17 protein-coding genes are annotated in these 18767 nt (G+C 72.2%); 14 read left to right on the top strand and 3 right to left on the bottom strand.

Annotated elements, in window-relative coordinates; translation table 11 throughout:
- The 3 genes from CCZ36_RS15070 (at position 1) to CCZ36_RS15060 (ending at position 3463) form a co-directional block, all read left to right on the top strand.
- A complete protein-coding gene (locus CCZ36_RS15070; protein ID WP_128817852.1) occupies positions 1-1485 on the top strand; it encodes an ATP-binding protein in 1485 nt (494 codons plus the stop codon).
- Positions 1486-1909: 424 nt separating this feature from the next.
- Positions 1910-2149: a helix-turn-helix transcriptional regulator gene (locus tag CCZ36_RS15065; protein ID WP_128817851.1), complete on the top strand. Its 240-nt coding sequence runs from the start codon at positions 1910-1912 to the stop codon at positions 2147-2149.
- Between the two features lie 75 nt (positions 2150-2224).
- A complete protein-coding gene (locus CCZ36_RS15060) occupies positions 2225-3463 on the top strand; it encodes a tyrosine-type recombinase/integrase (protein ID WP_128817850.1) in 1239 nt (412 codons plus the stop codon).
- A gap of 78 nt (positions 3464-3541) precedes the next feature.
- Here the strand turns inward: CCZ36_RS15060 and CCZ36_RS15055 are convergent, their stop codons facing one another.
- Positions 3542-4303 (bottom strand): phosphoglyceromutase, encoded by a 762-nt coding sequence (locus CCZ36_RS15055; RefSeq protein WP_030120681.1) that lies wholly within the window; start codon positions 4301-4303, stop codon positions 3542-3544.
- A gap of 226 nt (positions 4304-4529) precedes the next feature.
- Here CCZ36_RS15055 and CCZ36_RS15050 point away from each other — a divergent pair, with 226 nt between their 5' ends.
- Positions 4530-5858: an MDR family MFS transporter gene (locus tag CCZ36_RS15050; protein WP_069738129.1), complete on the top strand. Its 1329-nt coding sequence runs from the start codon at positions 4530-4532 to the stop codon at positions 5856-5858.
- A 529-nt stretch (positions 5859-6387) separates the two neighbouring features.
- Here CCZ36_RS15050 and phoU read toward each other — a convergent pair.
- Positions 6388-7065: a phosphate signaling complex protein PhoU gene (gene phoU / locus CCZ36_RS15045; RefSeq protein WP_006125649.1), complete on the bottom strand. Its 678-nt coding sequence runs from the start codon at positions 7063-7065 to the stop codon at positions 6388-6390.
- A gap of 198 nt (positions 7066-7263) precedes the next feature.
- Here phoU and CCZ36_RS15040 point away from each other — a divergent pair, with 198 nt between their 5' ends.
- Together CCZ36_RS15040 and CCZ36_RS15035 are read left to right on the top strand one after the other, a co-directional pair.
- Positions 7264-8526, top strand: a complete 1263-nt coding sequence (locus CCZ36_RS15040) for a sensor histidine kinase (RefSeq protein WP_069738130.1) — start codon at positions 7264-7266, stop codon at positions 8524-8526.
- Entirely contained in the window at positions 8523-9203 is a 681-nt protein-coding gene (locus CCZ36_RS15035) for a response regulator transcription factor (RefSeq protein ID WP_003968183.1), read from the top strand. The genes CCZ36_RS15040 and CCZ36_RS15035 overlap by 4 nt, the downstream gene beginning before the upstream one ends.
- Before the next feature lie 138 nt (positions 9204-9341).
- Here CCZ36_RS15035 and CCZ36_RS15030 read toward each other — a convergent pair whose 3' ends face one another.
- Positions 9342-10058 (bottom strand): DUF461 domain-containing protein, encoded by a 717-nt coding sequence (locus tag CCZ36_RS15030; RefSeq protein ID WP_128817849.1) that lies wholly within the window; start codon positions 10056-10058, stop codon positions 9342-9344.
- A 675-nt stretch (positions 10059-10733) separates the two neighbouring features.
- On the opposite strand from CCZ36_RS15030, the gene CCZ36_RS15020 reads away from it, so the two are divergent.
- From CCZ36_RS15020 to CCZ36_RS14985, 8 genes are all read left to right on the top strand, one after another.
- Complete coding sequence (locus CCZ36_RS15020) at positions 10734-11216, top strand: CarD family transcriptional regulator (protein WP_003953493.1); 483 nt, start codon at positions 10734-10736, stop codon at positions 11214-11216.
- A gap of 338 nt (positions 11217-11554) precedes the next feature.
- A complete protein-coding gene (gene ispD / locus CCZ36_RS15015) occupies positions 11555-12322 on the top strand; it encodes a 2-C-methyl-D-erythritol 4-phosphate cytidylyltransferase (protein ID WP_128817848.1) in 768 nt (255 codons plus the stop codon).
- The gene (gene ispF, locus CCZ36_RS15010; RefSeq protein ID WP_069738133.1) at positions 12312-12824 is read left to right on the top strand and encodes a 2-C-methyl-D-erythritol 2,4-cyclodiphosphate synthase; all 513 of its coding nucleotides are present in this window, start codon (positions 12312-12314) and stop codon (positions 12822-12824) included. Before ispD ends, ispF begins: the two co-directional genes overlap by 11 nt.
- A gap of 119 nt (positions 12825-12943) precedes the next feature.
- The gene (locus CCZ36_RS15005; RefSeq protein WP_443069843.1) at positions 12944-13609 is read left to right on the top strand and encodes a GNAT family N-acetyltransferase; all 666 of its coding nucleotides are present in this window, start codon (positions 12944-12946) and stop codon (positions 13607-13609) included.
- Between the two features lie 31 nt (positions 13610-13640).
- Complete coding sequence (locus CCZ36_RS15000) at positions 13641-15167, top strand: ABC transporter substrate-binding protein (protein WP_128817847.1); 1527 nt, start codon at positions 13641-13643, stop codon at positions 15165-15167.
- A gap of 4 nt (positions 15168-15171) precedes the next feature.
- A complete protein-coding gene (locus tag CCZ36_RS14995; RefSeq protein ID WP_128817846.1) occupies positions 15172-16902 on the top strand; it encodes an ABC transporter permease subunit in 1731 nt (576 codons plus the stop codon).
- Positions 16899-18278 (top strand): MDR family MFS transporter, encoded by a 1380-nt coding sequence (locus tag CCZ36_RS14990; RefSeq protein WP_128817845.1) that lies wholly within the window; start codon positions 16899-16901, stop codon positions 18276-18278. The genes CCZ36_RS14995 and CCZ36_RS14990 overlap by 4 nt, the downstream gene beginning before the upstream one ends.
- A gap of 61 nt (positions 18279-18339) precedes the next feature.
- Positions 18340-18744, top strand: coding sequence for a PPOX class F420-dependent oxidoreductase (locus tag CCZ36_RS14985; protein WP_010063550.1), 405 nt, complete (start codon positions 18340-18342; stop codon positions 18742-18744).
- Positions 18745-18767: the final 23 nt, after the last annotated feature.

Genomic DNA, 18767 nt, shown 5'->3' with positions numbered 1-18767 from the left:
ATGTCCGAGGACGAGAAGAACCCGGCGCGTGAGGTCATCAGCGACTACGCGCAGTCCCACTTCCGGTACTTCCGCACCGCCGACGGCACCGTCTACGCCCAGAAGAACGGCCACCCCGTCGCCCGTCCGATCCGCTCGCAGGGCACCACGGGAAGCCACCGGCAGGAACTCATGGTCGGCATGTTCAAAGACGGGGTCGGCGTCTTCAACGGCACCGCCCTGAAGGAGGCGCTGGACCTGATCGAGGCACTGGCGATGACCGAGACCACCCAGGCCGTGCACATCCGCGTCGCCCCCGGCTTCGACGGAGCCACCTGGCTCGACCTCGGTCGCGCCGACGGGCAGTCGGTCCGTATCCACCCCAACGGGTGGGAGATCACCGTGCCGGACCCGCGTGAGGTGTGCTGGCGGCGTACCCAGCTCACCGGGGAACTGCCCCTGCCGGCCAAGGACACCGACGGCAAGGGCATCGACCTGCTGATGCGGCTGTGCAACTTCGCCAACGCGGAAACCGAATGCCTCGCCATCGCGTGGCTGATCGGCTGCCTGGGGCCGGGCGTGCCCGTCCCGGCCCCGTTCCTCACCGGCCCGCAAGGCGCGGGGAAGTCGACCGGGGGACGGATGCTGGTGCGGATCGTGGAGGGCATGAGCGGGGACCTGCGCCGGGCCCCGAAAGACGAGGAGAACCTGATCGCGGCCGTCGCCGCCGGATGGGTCACCGCCCTGGACAACCTGAGCCACATGACCCCGGACCTGTCCGACGCCATGTGCTGCATCGTCACCGGAGCCGAATCCGTCAAGCGCGCCCTGTTCACCGACGGGGACGTCCACCGGGCCCGCTACCGCCGCCCGCTCCTCCTGACCGGGATCGACGTCGGCGTCATCCGCCCCGACCTCGCGGAACGGCTCCTGCCGCTGCGCCTGGAGCGGCCCACGGTCCGGCGGACCGAGGCGGAGTTGTGGGCGGAGTACGAAGAGGTGTTGCCCGTGGTCCTCGGCTCGCTGCTCGATCTCACGGTCAAGGTCCGGGCCGCCGTGGCGGAGACACCGACCGATCTGCGGATGGCGGACTTCGCACACCTCTGCGCCCAACTCGACACCGCCACCGGGCTCGGGGCGTTGCCTGCGTACCGGGCGAGCCTGGACGACCTGAACGACGACGTCATCGAAGGCGACCTGTTGGCGCAGACCGTCCTCCAGCACGCCGAGACCCTCGGCCCCGGCCGCGAGCAGCGCATGACGTCCACGGAATGGCTGAACGCCCTGAGCCGCCTCTACAGCGGCGAGGAGCTACGGCCCCTGCCGAAGGGGTGGCCGACCACGGGCAAGGTGCTCTCCGACCGGCTCAAGCGCCTGCAACCCACCCTCGCCGCCCGGGGCGTCCTCATCGACAGCGGACGCACCAAAGCGGGCCGGTACCTCGAAATGACCCGCCAGGCCGCGCCCCCGCCCCCTGAGCAGCCGGAGCAGTCGGCAGCGTTCTGACCGCACCGATCACCCGGGGGACAAGCAAGAGGAGCACGCCGCCGCCGGGTGCTCCTCTTGCTGTTCGGCGGAACGCCGGCCAAGAGGCGTGCCCGAAGGGCCCCTCACTTCGCCTGAAGGATCACCGCCACTACTACAGGCACCCCCTCCTTTTTCCTAAGTAGGGAAGGTCTGCGTCACCTGCGTCACCAGGGACGGAAAACGGTCCCTGACCTGCACCGGCAGGGGTGACGCAGACGGCGAATCCTGCGTCACCCGTGCGTCACCCGCGTCACCCGGTGACGCAGAAGGTGACGCACGGGTGACGCACACCCAACCCGCTGCGTCACCTAAAGCCGCAGGTCAAAGCCTCGGATGACGCGGGTGACGCGGTGACGCAGAAATCCACACCTCGGACAGACCTGCACCCCGACGAGGAGACGCAGTGGCCACCACGACTGCTCAGGACCCCCGCGCCACCCTCCGCAGAGGGCTACCCGACCGCTACCTCACCCCGGGCGACATCGCCGAGATCTTCGGTGTGCCGCTCGAAACCGTCTACCAGTGGCGCAGGAAGCGCACCGGGCCTCCCGGCTTCCGCATCGGCAAGCACGTGCGCTACGACCCTGCCGAAGTGCAGGCCTACGTCATCCAGCTCAAGAACGTCGACCGCGTCGCGGCCTGACGCAGCCATACGCACCGCCAGGGGTGGCCGGTCACCGGCCACCCCTGATCCATGTCGAGAAGGGACTCGCCTCCGATGGCAGGCAGCATCCAAGACCGCTGGTTCAAGACCGAGACCGACGCCGACGGCAAGACCGTCCGCGTTAAGACCGAGCGCTACGGGTCCGGCCTGCGCTACCGGGCCCGCTACTTCGCGCCCGACGGAAAGCGCAAGGGGAAGTCCTTCCCCGACGGACAGAAGCGGCTCGCCGAGCAGTGGCTGAGCAAGGTCACGGCGGACGTCGCACGCGGCGACTACATCGACCCGAACGCGTCCCGGAAGTCGTTCCAGGAGTTTGCCGACGGGTGGCTTGCGAGCCAGAGCGGGGACCCGAACACCCGGGCATCGATGCAGTCTCAGCTCAAGTTGCACGCCTTCCCGCGCATTGGGGCCCGATCCTTGGGTTCCTTCCAGCCCAGCCACATGCGGGAGTTCGTGACGCAGCTCGAAGAGTCCGGCATGTCCGGCGCTTACGCCCGTGTGATCTTCTCCAACGTCCGCGCCATCCTCTCCGCCGCTGTCGAAGACGGCTACCTTCGCCGGAACCCCTGCCACTCGCGCACGGTGACGCTCCCGGAGATGGGGACGCGCCGAGTTGTCCCGTGGCAGCCGGACCGCGTCTTCGCCATGCGGGGTGCCATGGTCGAGCGCTTCCGGCCCATGGTGGACATGGGTGCCGGATGCGGCCTCCGGCAGGGCGAGATCCTCGGGCTGTCCGTGGATGAGCTGGACCTCGACAGCGGCACCCTGCACGTGGTGCAGCAGCTCAAACTCAGTCTGAGCAAGCCCGTGTTCGCACCGCCTAAGGGCGGCAAGCTTCGCGACGTCCCGCTGCCCGATCCCGTGGCCGAAGCGCTCAAAGAGCACATCAAGCGGTTCCCGCCCGTTGAGATCACGCTGCCGTGGATGCGCGCGAACGGCCGGCCGGTGACCAAGCGTTTGATCTTCACCGGGCCCAACGGTGGGCACGTCTGGCGCACCTCACTCAATGAGGACCACTGGAAGCCCGCCCTGGCGTCCGTCGGTGTCATCCCGAAGGCCAAGAGCCGGGAGCACACGGCTGCCCGGGAGCACGGCATGCACGCGCTGAGGCACTTCTACGCGTCCGTTCTGCTGGACGCGGGGGAGAGCATCAAGGCCGTCAGCGAGTACCTCGGGCACTCCGACCCCGGCCTGACGCTGAAGGTGTACGCGCACCTCATGCCGAGCAGCCGGGACCGGGCCCGGAAGGCACTCGGGGAGGCACTCCGGCCGCCGGGGGATTCACCCCGCTGAGGTCCCACAGTGGGCCCAGGCCGTGAAAATGCCCCCGATCCGCGCCATACGCGCAGGTCGGGGGCATGATCAAGAAACCTACTTCTTCTTGCCCTGGTTCTTCACGGCCTCGATCGCGGCCTTCGCGGCGTCCGGGTCGAGGTACGTGCCGCCCGGCTTCAGCGGCTTGAAGTCGGCGTCGAGCTCGTAGGAGAGCGGGATGCCGGTCGGGATGTTGAGGCCCGCGATGTCCTCGTCCGAGATGCCGTCCAGGTGCTTCACCAGCGCGCGGAGGCTGTTGCCGTGCGCGGCGACCAGGACCGTGCGGCCCGTGAGGAGGTCCGGGACGATGCTGTCGAACCAGTACGGGAGCATGCGGACGACGACGTCCTTCAGGCACTCCGTGTCCGGGCGCAGCTCCGGGGGGAGGGTCGCGTAGCGCGGGTCGTCGAACTGGCTGTACTCCGCGTCGCGGGCCAGCGGCGGCGGCGGGGTGTCGTACGAGCGGCGCCACAGCATGAACTGCTCCTCGCCGAACTCGGCGAGCGTCTGCGCCTTGTCCTTGCCCTGGAGCGCGCCGTAGTGGCGCTCGTTCAGGCGCCAGGAGCGGCGGACCGGGATCCACAGGCGGTCGGCGGACTCCAGGGCCAGCTGCGCGGTGCGGATCGCGCGGCGCTGGAGGGAGGTGTGCAGGACGTCGGGGAGCAGACCGGCGTCCTTGAGCAGCTCACCGCCGCGGACTGCTTCCTTCTCGCCCTTTTCGGTGAGGTTGACGTCCACCCAACCGGTGAACAGGTTCTTCGCGTTCCATTCGCTCTCGCCGTGGCGGAGGAGGATCAGCTTGTACGGTGCGTCGGCCATGAGCCCGAGCGTAATCGAACCCGTGCGACCCCCGCGCGCCCGCCCGTAACGCGGACAGCGCCGGTCCCGCACGCCGGGTCCCGGCGCCCGGCGTGCGGACGATTGACGGGGGGCGTCAATCCAGTGGCGGGCGGGGAGTCGGGCTTCGTAATGTCTCGAACGGGTCGGGAGGTGTTACCCAAGGCCCGTCTCCGCATCATCCGTACGTCCCGTGGGGGGAATCCATATGTCCGTCGCCGGTCTGCGCACAGCCGCCCGCGAGACCGTCTCCGGGATGCCCCGCGAGTTCTGGTGGCTGTGGACCAGCACCCTCGTCAACCGCCTGGGCGCGTTCGTCGCGACCTTCATGGCCCTCTACCTGACCCTGGACCGGGGCTACTCCGCCTCGTACGCGGGGCTCGTCGCCGCCCTCCACGGGCTCGGCGGGGTCATCTCCTCGCTCGGCGCGGGCGTGATGACCGACCGGCTCGGGCGGCGGCCCACCATGCTGATCGCGCAGACGTCGACTGCCGTGTCGGTGGCGGTGCTCGGGTTCATGCAGCACCCGTTCGCCATCGCCGCCGTGGCGTTCTTCGTCGGTATGGCGAGCAACGCGTCCCGCCCCGCCGTCCAGGCGATGATGGCGGACATCGTGCCCCCGAAGGACCGGGTCCGGGCCTTCTCGCTGAACTACTGGGCCATCAACCTCGGCTTCGCGATCTCCTCCGCCGGGGCCGGATTCATCGCCGAGTACAGCTACCTCGCCGGCTTCCTCGGCGAGGCCCTGATGACGCTCGTCTGCGCCGTCCTCGTCTTCGTGAAGGTGCCGGAGTCGCGGCCCGAGGAAGCGGTGGTGAAGACCGTCGGCGGCAAGCGGCCCAAGGACGAGGTGCGGCTCACCACCGTCCTGCGCGACGGCCGGTTCATGGGCGTCGTGGGGCTGTCGTTCCTGGTGGCGCTGATCTTCCAGCAGGGGTACGTGGGGCTGCCGGTGGCGATGGGTACGGACGGACTGTCCAGCTCCGACTTCGGGACCGCCATCGCCGTCAACGGTGTGCTGATCGTGGTCCTCCAGATCCCCGTCACCCGCTTCATCCAGGACCGCGACCCGCGCCGGCTGCTGATCATCTCGTCGTTGCTCGCCGGGTACGGCTTCGGGCTCACCGCCTTCGCCGGGTCGGTCGCCGCGTACGCCCTCACCGTCTGCGTCTGGACGCTGGCCGAGATCGTGAACGCGCCCACCCAGACGGGCATCGTCGTCCAGCTGTCGCCCGCCAGGGGCCGGGGCCGCTACCAGGGCATGTACACGATGTCCTGGTCGGTGGCCGCGCTCGTCGCGCCGCTGATGTCCGGCTTCGTGATCGACCACTACGGCGCCGCCTGGCTCTGGGCCGCCTGCGCCGTCATCGGCACCGTCGCCGGGTTCGGCTACTGGCTGCTGATGCGCAATCTGCCGCGCGGGGAGCACCCCCCGGCGGACGTCCTGCCGGAGCCCGCGCCGGTCCCGGCCGAGGCTCGGCCGGACCAGGCCGAACCGGAGGCCGCACCTGCGGCGGCGGTCGAGCGGGCCTGCTGAAACGCGGCGCGCGGCGCCCATCCGGAACGGGGGTCCGGGCGGGCACCGCGCGTTCGCACGTCTACGCGCACCTGTGTGCGTGTACCCGCGGGTACGGGTCAGCCGCAGCAGCCGCCGCACTGGCACGGGGCTCCGGACTGGCAGCCGCACCCGCAGCCCGCCCCGCATCCGCAGGCTCCGAGCACGACTCGGTGCACCACTTCGGTCGGGGTCTCCTGCTGGGGTTCGGTCGTGGGGGAATCGGCCATGGTCCCTCCTCAGGGCATACGGCTGGGCGGCGGACGCCGGTGCGCCGCCGCCGGGGACGTACGGCACGACCCACCGCTCCCGGCCATGGCGACGCCCCCGTCCCATTGCATGCCCACCCCGGCAGGCGCATCAACGGCGCACGCGCGCAGGAACGTATGTGCGACTCGCGTCCGCCGGTGAGCGCCGGTGGTCGTCGGAGGCCCCGGCCCGTCCGCCCCGCCCGACCGCCCCGCCCGTCCGTGCAGGCCGTCCCCGCGTGGCGTTCCCCGCGCGCCCTCGCCTACGCGCCCTCGACCGGGGCCGCCGCCTGGATCTCGTCCGCGTGCTCGCCCGTCACCAGGTAGACCACGCGCTTGGCGACCGACACCGCGTGGTCGGCGAAGCGCTCGTAGTAGCGGCCCAGCAGCGTCACGTCGACCGCCGTCTCGATGCCGTGCTTCCAGCGGTCGTCCATCAGGTGCTGGAACAGCGTGCGGTGCAGCAGGTCCATCTCGTCGTCGTCCTGCTCCAGCTGGAGCGCCAGATCGACGTCCTTGGTGATGATGACCTCGGCCGCCTTGGCCATCAGGCGCTGGGCGAGCTGGCCCATCTCCAGAATCGTGGCGTGCAGGTCGTGCGGGACCGCCGACTGCGGGAAGCGCAGCCGGGCCAGCTTCGCCACGTGCTGGGCGAGGTCGCCCGAGCGCTCCAGGTCGGCGCTCATCCGCAGCGAGGTCACCACGATGCGCAGGTCGGTGGCCACCGGCTGCTGGCGGGCCAGGAGCGCGATGGCGCGGGCCTCCAGGTCGTGCTGGAGGTCGTCGACCTTCTGGTCGCCGGCGATCACGTTCTCCGCCAGCGTCAGGTCGGCGTCGAGCATGGACGTGGTGGCCCGCCCGATCGCCGAGCCGACCAGCCGGGCCATCTCGACCAGGCCTTCTCCGATCGAATCGAGTTCCTCGTGGTAAGCGTCGCGCATGGAAGTCCCTCTCCAGTTCCGAACTGAGGCCGGGGTCTCGGACCGACCCCCACGGTGCCACGGTGGGGCCGTAACGCGTCCGGATCCGGCCCCCTAAGTGAACCGGCTCCTACCCCTCGGTGAACTCTGGGCGACGAGTGTTCGAGATGGCACTCGGACGGCTGGGAGGGACTCGCCGCACCCGCATAACCTTGAAGCATGGACGTGAACGCGGCGGTCGCCGCAGCTGCGGCGATCGCCGGTCTCCTGACCGGCGTGATCGCCATGCTGGCGTTCCGCTGGAGCGAGCGCGACCTGAAACGGCCCACGCGCACCTCACTGCGGCCGGACAGCAACGCCGCCCTTCCCCCCGGAGTGGACACCGTCCTCTCCGTCCTCAGCTCCTCCGCCGTCGTCCTCGACGAGAGCGACAGCGTGGTCAAGGCCAGCTCGGCGGCGTACGCCCTGGGCCTGGTGCGAGGCGGCCGGCTGGCCGTCGAGCCGATGCTCAACATGGCCCGGGACACCCGCCGGGACGGCGAGATACGGCAGGTCGAGCTGGACCTGCCCCGGCGCGGTACGGGCCGGGGCGACACCCTCGCCGTCTCCGCCCGGGTCGCCCCGCTCGGCTCACGGCTGGTGCTGCTGCTGGTGGAGGACCTCACCGAGGCCCGCCGGATAGAAGCGGTACGGCGCGACTTCGTCGCCAACGTCAGCCACGAGCTCAAGACCCCGACCGGAGCGCTCTCCCTGCTCTCCGAGGCGGTCATGGACGCCTCCGACGACCCGGAGGCGGTGGAGCGGTTCGCCGGGCGGATGCAGATCGAGGCGACCCGGCTCACCAACCTCGTACAGGAACTCATCGACCTCTCCCGGGTGCAGAACGACGACCCGCTGGAGGATGCCGAGCCGGTCAAGGTGGAGACGCTGGTCGCCGAGGCGATCGACCGCTGCCGCCAGCAGGCCGGCTCCAAGCAGATCACCATGGCCTCCGCGGGAGCCGAGGGCCTCACGGTCTGGGGCAACCGCGGCCAGCTGGTCGGCGCGCTCGGCAATCTCGTCGAGAACGCCGTCAACTACAGCCCCGCCCACACCCGCGTCGGCATCGCCGCACGCCGCCTCGCCTCGCCGGGCGGGGACCTCATCGAGATAGCCGTCACCGACCAGGGCATCGGCATCTCCGAGAAGGACCGCGAACGGGTCTTCGAACGCTTCTACCGCGTCGACCCGGCCCGCTCACGGGCCACCGGTGGCACCGGTCTCGGCCTCGCCATCGTCAAACACGTGGCCGCCTCGCACGGCGGGGAGGTCACCGTCTGGAGCTCCGAGGGACAGGGCTCCACCTTCACCCTCCGGCTGCCCGAAACGGGCGCCACGAGGGAGCGCAACACCGGCGGACCGCTTATCGTCAACGGCGACGACGAGGGGCCGTACGAGACCGACACCTTTGACCCCTTCCCCGCCCCGGAGGCTCTTCCGTGACCCGAGTGCTTGTCGTCGAGGATGAGGAATCCTTCAGCGACGCCCTGTCCTACATGCTGCGCAAGGAAGGTTTCGAGGTCGCCATCGCGGCGACCGGCCCCGACGGACTCGACGAGTTCGAGCGCAACGGCGCCGATCTGGTCCTCCTCGACCTGATGCTCCCGGGCCTGCCCGGCACCGAGGTGTGCCGCCAGCTCCGCAGCCGCTCCAACGTCCCGGTGATCATGGTCACCGCCAAGGACAGCGAGATCGACAAGGTCGTCGGGCTGGAGATAGGAGCCGACGACTACGTCACCAAGCCCTTCTCCTCCCGCGAGCTCGTCGCCCGTATCCGAGCCGTCCTGCGCCGCCGCGGAGAGCCGGAGGAGGTCACGCCGGCCGCCCTGGAGGCGGGCCCGGTCCGGATGGACGTCGACCGGCACGTCGTCACCGTCTCCGGCGGCAAGGTCGACCTCCCGCTCAAGGAGTTCGACCTCCTGGAGATGCTCCTGCGCAACGCGGGCCGCGTGCTCACCCGCATGCAGCTCATCGACCGGGTCTGGGGCGCGGACTACGTCGGCGACACCAAGACCCTCGACGTCCACGTCAAGCGCCTGCGCGCCAAGATCGAGCCCGACCCGGGCGCCCCGCGCTACCTCGTCACCGTGCGCGGCCTGGGGTACAAGTTCGAGCCGTAGACCACCGCGAGCCACGTGAGCGCGTGCGCGAGCCCGTGTACGCCGAAGGGGCGTCTCCCGGCCGGGAGACGCCCCTTCGGCGTAGGTGCTGCGTGCGCTGTGCCGGAGCGCGTGCGTTACGGGGCCGGAGCGCCCGGGTCAGTGGGCCGCGGGCACCGGGGCGGCGTCACCCGTGCCCTGCGTGGCCGCATCGCCCTGTGCGCCCGTCTCGCCCTGGCCCGTGGCGCCCTCGGCGGTCGCGCCGTCCGCCGGCGTACCGCCCGTCGCGCCCTCGGCCGTGCCGGGGTTCTCGGCGTCGCCGGTCGCGCTGCCGGACGGCGACGGGGCGGGCGGCTCGGCCTGCGGGCTGGGACCGAAGTCCTTGAAGAAGCCCTCGGCCGGGTAGACGCTCGCGCCGAGGCCGACGTCGCCGGTCCGGCTGAGCTTGAAGACGACCTGCTGGACGTCGCCGTTACGCGCGGCCTCGCCGCTGTTCTCGATCACGGCGGCGGCGTTGCCCTTGCCGCCGATGATGACCTGACCGCCGGCCGGGACCACGATGGGGCCCTTGCCGCCGGCCGCCTGGAGCTTCACCTCGACGTTGCTGCCGGGCAGCGTGATCGCCTCCAGCACCTCGCGCTCGGTGCCGTCGTTGAACAGCGTCGCGGCGATGACGGCGGGGCCGTCCGTACCGGCGCCGGGCTGCGTGATCACGTTGGCGTTCTGGACCTTGATGTTGCCCACCGAGGTGGCCGGGTTGTCCGGCCGGATCTTGAGCGTCTCGGCGTTGTTGCCCGCCGCACAGGCGGACAGGGAGAAGATCGAGAGCGCGGTGGCGGTGGCGGCGAGAGCGCCGTGTCGAAGGCTGCGGCTCACGGCGGCGGCAACTCCTTGAACGTTCGGACTGCGGACTTCGGACGTCGGGCGTCGAGCGGTGGTGTAAAGCCGCCCTAAGGGTGTGTCAGCGGCCTTAGGCTACCGAGCCGCCGCGCCCGCCCCGCACCCGACCCGCCTCTAGGCGGTGTCGCGTCGGCCGGGCGTTGGCCCGAGCGGGGGTCGAGGGCCGGACCGGGCCGCCGCCGGGGCGTTCTACCGGGCGGTAGGTCATGTGCCGTTCACATAATCCGCGTGATCAATTCTTCACGGACGCCCCACCGGTTCTTCCCCTTTCCGGTTCCCGGCTTCTTCGCCTTCGTGTTCCGCGACGGAAAGCACCGACCGGCACTTGGCTTGATCAAATTCATTGCGGCCGGACAGTTACGCCCGTACGAGTGAGCGATCACCGAACGGAGTAGGGAAAGATCGCTATCTCGAAACCGACAAAACGGGACTTTCGTCCTCTTCTGCGGGGCTTCCGGGCTGTGTGACGTGGATGTTTCGCTCCGGGCGCACAGCGGCTCCGACCTGCGAATACCGTCCTCCGGATGCCTTCCGCAGCACGTTCGTGTCGCTGTTGTCAAGCCCCGAGATATGCCCTGACCTGCGAAAACGCCATTCAGGAGAGGCGATTCTCGTGTTACTCTGGATAGCCACGGAAGGGGTACCTGTCACATGACGTTCAAGGTTGGCGACACCGTGGTCTATCCCCATCACGGGGCCGCGCTGATCGAGGCTATCGAAACTCGCCAGATCAAAGGCGTGGACAAGACCTACTTGGTGCTCAAGGTCGCCCAGGGCGACCTGACGGTCCGTGTGCCGGCGGACAATGCGGAGTTCGTGGGCGTGCGCGACGTGGTCGGGCAGGACGGGCTGGACCGGGTCTTCGAGGTGCTGCGTGCACCGTATGCCGAGGAGCCGACGAACTGGTCCCGGCGTTACAAGGCAAATCTCGAGAAGCTCGCCTCCGGCGATGTCATCAAGGTCGCGGAAGTCGTCCGTGACCTGTGGCGTCGGGAGCGCGAGCGCGGTCTCTCCGCCGGAGAGAAGCGCATGCTCGCCAAGGCCCGCCAGATCCTGGTGAGCGAGCTCGCCCTCGCGGAGAACACGAACGAGGACAAGGCCGAGGCCCTGCTCGACGAGGTCCTCGCGTCCTGAAACCGGATCACACCGGTCGTATGAATGTGCCGCGGTGCCCGCTGACCAGTCGTTTCCACGCTGTGTCGTCGGGCGCTGCGGCATGTTCGGACCCGGATCCGAGTCTGCCGCGGTGCCGGATTCCGCGAACAACCGCATCCGTCTCCGTGTGCAAGGGGCCGTCGAGCGAGGGCGGCCCCCGTGCTGTGTGAGCCCGATGCGGCGCTTACTCGACCGGGCGGGTGCTCACGGAAGGGGCCCGGTGCGAGTCAGGGTGTCGCACCCGGCTCGCTGGGCCCCTACCCATGTCGGTCGTGGAAACAAACCTGCCGAACCTTCGGACCTTCGGAGTGCAACCGATGTCATCGACGCCACCCCCGACCGACCGGCCGCGCCCTCCCCGTACGGCCGCGGTGATTCCCGCGGCCGGGCGGGGCGTGCGGCTCGGCCCGGGCGCGCCCAAGGCCCTCCGGGTGCTCGGCGGGACGCCCATGCTGATTCACGCCGTTCGCGCCATGGCCGCGTCCCGCGCCGTCTCCCTCGTCGTGGTCGTCGCCCCGCCGGGCGGCGCGCCCGAGGTGAAGCACCTCCTCGACGAGCACGCACTGCCCGAGCGCACCGACTACCTGGTGGTGCCGGGCGGTGAGACCCGCCAGGAGTCCGTCCGCCTCGGTCTCGAAGCGCTGCCCGAGGACGTCGCCGTCGTCCTGGTCCACGACGCCGCCCGCCCGCTGGTGCCGGTCGACACGGTCGACGCCGTCGCCGCCGCGGTACGGGGCGGGGCGCCCGCCGTCGTCCCCGCGCTGCCGCTCGCGGACACCGTCAAGGAGGTCGAGCCCGCCGCCACGCCCGGGGAGCCGGAGCCGGTGCTCGCCACCCCCGTACGGGCCAGGCTGCGCGCGGTGCAGACGCCGCAGGGCTTCGACCGGTACACGCTGGAGCGGGCCCACGCCGAGGTCGCGGTCGACGGCGAGGGCGCCACGGACGACGCGGGCATGGTGGAACGCCTCGGCCGGCCCGTGGTCGTCGTCCCCGGCCACGAAGAGGCGTTCAAGGTGACCCGGCCGCTCGATCTGGTGCTGGCCGAAGCGGTACTCGCCCGCAGGAGGGCCAACGATGGTTTCTGACACGTCTGCGACGGGGCCCGCCCCCGTCATCCCGCTCGTCGGCATCGGCACCGACATCCACGCCTTCGAGGAGGGCCGCGAGCTGTGGTGCGCGGGCCTGAAGTGGGAGGGTGAGGGCCCGGGCCTGGCCGGCCACTCGGACGCCGACGTCGTCGCGCACGCCGCCTGCAACGCGCTGTTCTCCGCCGCCGGCCTCGGCGACCTCGGGCAGCACTTCGGCACCGGCCGCCCCGAGTGGTCCGGGGCCGCGGGCATCACCCTGCTCACCGAGGCCGCCCGGATCGTCCGCGCCGGCGGCTTCGAGATCGGGAACGTCGCCGTCCAGGTCGTCGGCCTCCGCCCGAAGATCGGCAAGCGGCGCGAGGAGGCCCAGAAGGTGCTGTCCGCCGCCGTGGGCGCCCCGGTCTCGCTCTCCGCCGCCACCTCCGACGGGCTCGGCTTCACCGGCCGCGGCGAGGGCATCGCGGGCATCGCCACCGCCCTGGTCTACCGGACCCGCTAGCCGTACCGGCTGCCTGCTGCACATCGTTTGCACGTACGCTGAAGGTGCAAGCGATGTGCGGCGCGCCGCGCGAGGCGGGAGTGGCGGGAGTGGCACCGGTGACCAGTGCGACCACGGCGATGACGGGGACGACGCTCGACCGGACGGACGCAGGCGCCGACACCGGTCGCGCCGACACCGGCCACGGGGAGGCCGGTCACGAGGGGACCCGGTACGTCCTGCGCACCGCCACCCCCGACGACCTCGGCGGAGCCCGGGCTGTGATGCTCGACACCGTCTACCGCGACCTGAAGTCCGGCTACGTACCCCGCTGGCACGCCGACATCATCGACCCCGAGGCCGCCTACCTCCGCCCGGAACGCTGCACGCTGCTCGTCGTCGAGCACCGCGGCGAGATCGTCGCCACCGGGGCCGTCCGCGACCGGGGGCCGCAGGCGCCGCCCAATCCGCAGTGGGTCGCCGACCGCTTCCCCTCCGGGAGCACCGCGCAACTCTGCCGGATCTATGTCCGCCCCGAGCACCGCAGGCACGGGCTCGCCCGGCAGCTGGTGCGCGAGCTGGGGGAGTTCGCGGTGCGGGCGGGCGGCTACACGGCCCTGTACCTGCACACCGACCCCGCCGTGCCGGGTGCCGAGCCCTTCTGGCGCTCGCTGGCCCGCGAGGTGTGCGACGAGCGGACGCTGCCCGGAGGCGGGCAGGGGATCGTCCACTTCGAGCTGCCGATGCCGGTCCCGGGCGCGGTCCCTGGTGCGGTCCCGGGCGTGGTCGGCACCCCCGCAGGTTAGATGACAATCGTTTTCATATAGGGTCGCTCCCATGCTCACGTCCCGCCGCCTCCACCGCGCCGCCCTGCCGCTGGCCGCGGCCGCGCTCCTCACCACCGCCGCCTGCACCTCCTCCGGAGGATCCGGCTCCGGCGGGACCGGCGGCGACCAGCGGCTGAAGGTGGCCCTGGCCTTCCCGCCCGCCCAGGCCATGTCCCCGTACGGCGACGACGCCGTCATCCTGAGCCGGCTCGCCGTCGTCGAGGGACTCACCCGGCTCGACGCGAACGGCGAGGCCAAGCCCGCGCTGGCGTCGGCGTGGAAGCGCGACGGCGACAACGCCTGGGAGTTCACCGTCCGCCGGGACATTGCCTTCCAGGACGGCACGGAGCTCGACGCCACCGCCGTGGCCCGCTCGCTGACCGCGGCGCAGAAGGCCTCCCCGAAGCCCCGGGTGCTCTCCGACACCACCCTCACCGCCACGGCCGAGGGCGCCGGCACCGTACGCATCACCACGAAGGACGCCGACCCGCTGCTGCCCCAGCGGCTCGCCAACCCCTCGCTGAGCATCCTGTCCGCCGCCGCCTACGGAAAGGGCGGCGGCAAGGTGAACCCCGCCGGGCACGCCACCGGACCCTTCACCCTCACCGAGGTCAACGGCGCGGTCAGCGCCACCCTGGAGCGCAACGACACCTACTGGGGCGCCAAGGCGAAGGCCCCCGGCGCCGACGTGAAGTTCGTCGCCGACGGCACCGCACGCGCCAACGCCCTGCGCACCAAGGCCGTCGACGTCGCCGAGTACGTCCCCATCTCCCAGGCCTCGCTGCTCGGCGACGGCATGGTCCACGAGTTCCCCTCCGCCCGCACCAACGGCCTCTCCCTCAACACCGAACGGGGCGTCTTCGCCGACCCGGCGATGCGCGCCGCCGCCCGCGAGGCCATCGACTCCCGGGCGCTGGTCGACGGAGTCTACGAAGGCCGGGCCGACACCGCCCAAGGGTTGCTCGGTCCCGGCGTCCCCTGGGCCGCCGGCCTGCGCACCGCCCCCACCGGCCGCGCGGAGGCCGCCACCCCGGCCGAGGTGAGGAAGGCCCGGCAGATCGTGCTCGCCACCTACACCAACCGGCCCGAGCTGCCCGAGGCCGCCACCGTCGTCCAGCAGCAGCTGGAGAAGCGCGGCTTCACCGTCAAGCAGGTCGTCCGCGACTACGCGCAGATGGAGGCCGACGCGCTCGCCGGGAAGTACGACGCGTTCATCCAGGCCCGCAACACCCTCCTGGACACCGCCGACCCCCTCTCCTACCTCGCCTCCGACTTCACCTGCGACGGCAGCTTCAACATCACCCAGCTCTGCGCCGGGCCCGTCGACGCCGCCGTCGACCGCGCCGCCTCCCTCGCCGACACCGACGCCCGGCACAAGGCCGAGATGACCGCCGAGGCCGCGGTCCTCGGCTCCGACGCCCTCGTCCCGCTCGTCCACGAACGCTTCGTCCAGGGCTACGACGAGACCCGCGTCCGGGGTGTCGCCCTCGACCCCATGGAGCGCACCCTCATCACCGCCGACACCCGCGTCGGGTGACCCCGTGAAGTACCTCGCCGGACGGCTCGGCACGCTCCTCGCCGTCGTCGCGGTGATCGGGCTGCTGCCCTGGCTGACCCGGACCGACCCGGCCCGCACGATCCTGCACGCCCGGTACGCCGACCGGGCCCCGACCCCCGAGACCCTCGCCGCGATCCGCGCCGAGACCGGGCTCGACGGCGGCCCGCTCCCCGTACTCGGCGACTGGCTCGGCGGGCTGCTCCGCGGCGACCTGGGGGACTCCTGGGTCTCCGGACAGCCCGTCGCCCCCGATGCCGTCGCCGCCCTCGGCAACTCCCTCACGCTCATGGGCGTCTCGCTCGCCGTCGCCGTGCTCCTCGCCCTCGCCCTGAGCGCGGGCACCCTGCGGCGAGGGGCCGCGCGCCGGATCGTGCGCGTGCGCGCCGGAGCGGGCGCGGCGGTGCTCGCCGCGCTGCCGGAATTCCTGTTCGCCGCCGTCCTGGCCACCGTCCTCGCCGTACACCTCGGCTGGTTCCCCGCCCTCGGCTGGGGCGCCCCCGGCCAACTCGTCCTGCCCGCCCTCGCCATGGGCGTACCCGCCGGGGCCCTGCTCGGCCGGCTGCTGGACGACGCCCTGCCCGGCGCGTTCGCCGAACCCTGGGCCAGGGCCGCCGCCGCGAGCGGCATACCGGGTCGCACCGTCGCCCGCCACGCCCTGCGCCGTACGCTGCCGGGCCTGCTGCCCCAGCTCGGCCTCGTCGCGGTCGGACTGACCGGCGGCGCCGTCACCGTCGAGACGCTGTACGCGATCCCCGGCCTCGGCGGTACGGCACTCGCCGCCGCCCTCGCCCAGGACCTGCCCGTCCTCCAGGCGGCCGTGCTGCTGCTCCTGCTCCTCGGCGTCGCCGCGGGCCTGGCCTCCCGCCTCGCCGTCCGCGTCCTCCTCGGCCCCGCGCTCACCGACCGCGCCCTGCCCGCCCTCGTCGCACCCCGGCTGCCCCGCCGCCGCGCGCTCACCGTCGCCGCACTCGCCCTCGGCGCCCTGCTCGTCGCGGTCATCGCCGCGGGCCTCCTGCGCGACCCCCTCCACGTCGACACCGCCGCCCGCCTCGCCGGGCCCTCCGCCGCGCACCCCTTCGGCACCGACAACCTCGGCCGCGACGTCCTCGCCCGCCTCGGCCACGGCGCCGCCCGCACCGCGCTCGCCGCCGTCGCCGTCGGAGCCGTCACCCTGGCCCTCGGGCTGCTCCTCGGCGCGTTGCGCGCCGGGGCGCTCACCGAGACCGTGAACGCGCTCCCCGCCGTCCTCGCCGGCCTCGTCGTCGCGGGCATCGCCGGACCCGGCCCCGGGGGCGCCGCCGCAGCCGTCGCCGCCGTCGCCTGGGCCCCGCTCGCCGCGCACACCGCCGCCCTGTACGCCCAGGAGAAAGCGGCCCCGCACCTCGCCGCCGCCGCCGCCCTCGGCGCGGACCGGGCCCACCTGCTGCGCCGCCACGTCCTGCCCGGGGTCCTGCCACCGGTCGCCCGCCACGCCCTCCTCCGTGTCCCGGCCGTCGCCCTCGCCCTCGCCTCCCTCGGCTTCCTCGGCCTCGGCACCCAGGCGCCCGCGCCGGAGTGGGGCCGCATGCTGTCGGAGAACATGCCGTACGCGGAACGAGCCCCGTGGGCCGTCCTCGCCCCCGCCGCCGCCCTCGCCGTCCTCGGCGCGCTGGCCGTCCTCACCTCGGCGGCCGTACGCGGGAGCACTCCAGCGGGCCCGAAAGGCCGGAAATGACCTCCCGGCCCACCGAGACCTCCCCCGAAGCCCCCGCCCAGGACGTCGAGGGGACGGCGAGGACCCGTCGGCCCCTGCTCGCGAGCGCCCCCACCCCCCGCCTCCGGCTCCTCACCGCCACCCAGTTCGCCTTCAACATCGGCTTCTACGCCGTCCTGCCCTACCTCGCCACCCACCTCGGCAGCGGCCTCGGCATGGCGGGCTGGCTGGTCGGACTCGTCCTCGGGCTGCGCACCTTCAGCCAGCAGGGCCTGTTCGTCATCGGCGGCGCACTCACCGACCGGTACGGACCCCGCCCCGTCGTCCTGGCGGGCTGCGGCCTGCGGATCGCCGGATTCGGCTGGCTCGCCTTCGCCGGATCCACGGCCACCGTCATCGCCGCCGTCCTCCTCATCGGCTTCGCCGCCGCGCTGTTCTCCCCGGCCGTCGAGTCCGAGGCCGCCCGCGAGGCCGTCCGGCACGAACGCGCCACCGGCGAACCGCGCGCCCACGTCCTCGCCCTGTTCTCCGCCGCCGGACAGGCCGGGGCGTTCCTCGGGCCGCTGCTCGGCTCGCTGCTCCTGCTGCTCGGCGGCGGCTTCCGGGCCGCATGCCTCGCCGGGGCCGTCGTCTTCGTCGGCGTACTGGCCGCACACGCCCGCCTGACGCCGCGCGCCGACCGCGTACGGAACCGGAACCGGGTGCCGGAAGCCGACCGCGTACGGGACCGCAAACGGGAGCGGGCCCCGGACGATGCCACCCGTACGGCTCAACCGGGGCGGTCGTCCTGGCAGGCGGTGTTCGCCAACCGGGCGTTCCTGCTGCTCTGCCTCGCGTACAGCAGTTATCTCGTCGCCTACAACCAGCTCTACCTCTCGCTCCCCGTCGAGGTGCAGCGGGCCACCGGGTCGCAGGCCGCGCTCGGCTGGCTCTTCGCCCTCTCCTCGCTGCTCGTCGTCGCCGCCCAGGTCCCCCTGACCCGCTGGTCCGCCCGTCGCATCGCCCCGCGCACCGCGCTCGTCACCGGTCTCGCGGTCGTGGCCGCCGGGTTCGCCGCTGTACCGCTCACGCCCGGCGGGCCCGGCGGACTGCTGCCCGGCGCCGCGCTCGTCGTCCTGCTGACCCTGGGCCAGATGCTGCTGGTCCCCGCCGCCCGCGGCCTCGTCCCGGACCTGGTCGAGGACCGGCAGCTCGGCCTGGCCACCGGGGCGCTCTCCTCCGTCTCCGGGCTCGCCGTGCTCGGGGGCAGCGCGGCGACCGGCGCCCTGCTGGAGGCGCCCGCGCCCGTGCGGTGGGCGGTGCTCGCAGCGGTCCCGCTCACCGGGGCGGTCCTCGCGTTCACCCTTCCGGCCGGACGCGGCGGGAAGGAAGCGGGGCCGCGCGCCGTTGCCGGGTAGGAGCAGCATCGGAGCACCGGACCGGTGCCACCGAACCCGCAGCGCACAGGAGGACGTACGCATGACCGCCGCACTCTCCACCGAGCTCAAGAACCTGCTCGACACCCCCGTGTTCGTCAACATCGCGACCATCCAGCCCGACGGCAGCCCCCAGGTCTCCCCGGTCTGGGTCAAGCGCGACGGCGACGACGTCCTCATCTCCACCACCGTCGGCCGCCGCAAGGAGAAGAACCTCCGCCGCGACCCGCGCGTCACCGTCGTCGTCCAGCCCTTCGACGCCCCGTACAGCTACGCCGAGATCCGCGGCGAGGCGACGCTGACGACGGACGGCGGACAGGAGCTGATCGACGAGCTCTCCGTGAAGTACACCGGCAAGCCGTACGCCGAGTTCAACCCGAACTCCGGCGCCGACGACCCCCGCGTGGTCGTCCGCATCTCGCCGCGCAAGGTCGTCGGCAGCATCTGAGGCCCAAAGACCCCGCAGACTCA

Origin of the sequence: Streptomyces sp. S063, from assembly GCF_002832675.1 — a bacterium.
Lineage (GTDB): Bacteria > Actinomycetota > Actinomycetes > Streptomycetales > Streptomycetaceae > Streptomyces > Streptomyces sindenensis.
Note: the sequence above shows the minus strand (reverse complement) of the source record. Positions and strands in the feature narration are given on the sequence as shown.

Excerpts from the sequence above, each read along its gene's own strand:
- CCZ36_RS14990 (WP_128817845.1), top strand. The coding sequence starts at position 16,899 with ATGACCTCCCGGCCCACCGAGACCTCCCCCGAAGCCCCCGCCCAGGAC.
- CCZ36_RS15040 (WP_069738130.1), top strand. The coding sequence starts at position 7,264 with ATGGACGTGAACGCGGCGGTCGCCGCAGCTGCGGCGATCGCCGGTCTC.
- ispF (WP_069738133.1), top strand. The coding sequence starts at position 12,312 with ATGGTTTCTGACACGTCTGCGACGGGGCCCGCCCCCGTCATCCCGCTC.
- CCZ36_RS15050 (WP_069738129.1), top strand. The coding sequence starts at position 4,530 with ATGTCCGTCGCCGGTCTGCGCACAGCCGCCCGCGAGACCGTCTCCGGG.
- phoU (WP_006125649.1), bottom strand. The coding sequence starts at position 7,065 with ATGCGCGACGCTTACCACGAGGAACTCGATTCGATCGGAGAAGGCCTG.
- ispD (WP_128817848.1), top strand. The coding sequence starts at position 11,555 with ATGTCATCGACGCCACCCCCGACCGACCGGCCGCGCCCTCCCCGTACG.
- CCZ36_RS14985 (WP_010063550.1), top strand. The coding sequence starts at position 18,340 with ATGACCGCCGCACTCTCCACCGAGCTCAAGAACCTGCTCGACACCCCC.
- CCZ36_RS15060 (WP_128817850.1), top strand. The coding sequence starts at position 2,225 with ATGGCAGGCAGCATCCAAGACCGCTGGTTCAAGACCGAGACCGACGCC.
- CCZ36_RS15000 (WP_128817847.1), top strand. The coding sequence starts at position 13,641 with ATGCTCACGTCCCGCCGCCTCCACCGCGCCGCCCTGCCGCTGGCCGCG.
- CCZ36_RS15055 (WP_030120681.1), bottom strand. The coding sequence starts at position 4,303 with ATGGCCGACGCACCGTACAAGCTGATCCTCCTCCGCCACGGCGAGAGC.
- CCZ36_RS15070 (WP_128817852.1), top strand. The coding sequence starts at position 1 with ATGTCCGAGGACGAGAAGAACCCGGCGCGTGAGGTCATCAGCGACTAC.
- CCZ36_RS15005 (WP_443069843.1), top strand. The coding sequence starts at position 12,944 with ATGACGGGGACGACGCTCGACCGGACGGACGCAGGCGCCGACACCGGT.
- CCZ36_RS15020 (WP_003953493.1), top strand. The coding sequence starts at position 10,734 with ATGACGTTCAAGGTTGGCGACACCGTGGTCTATCCCCATCACGGGGCC.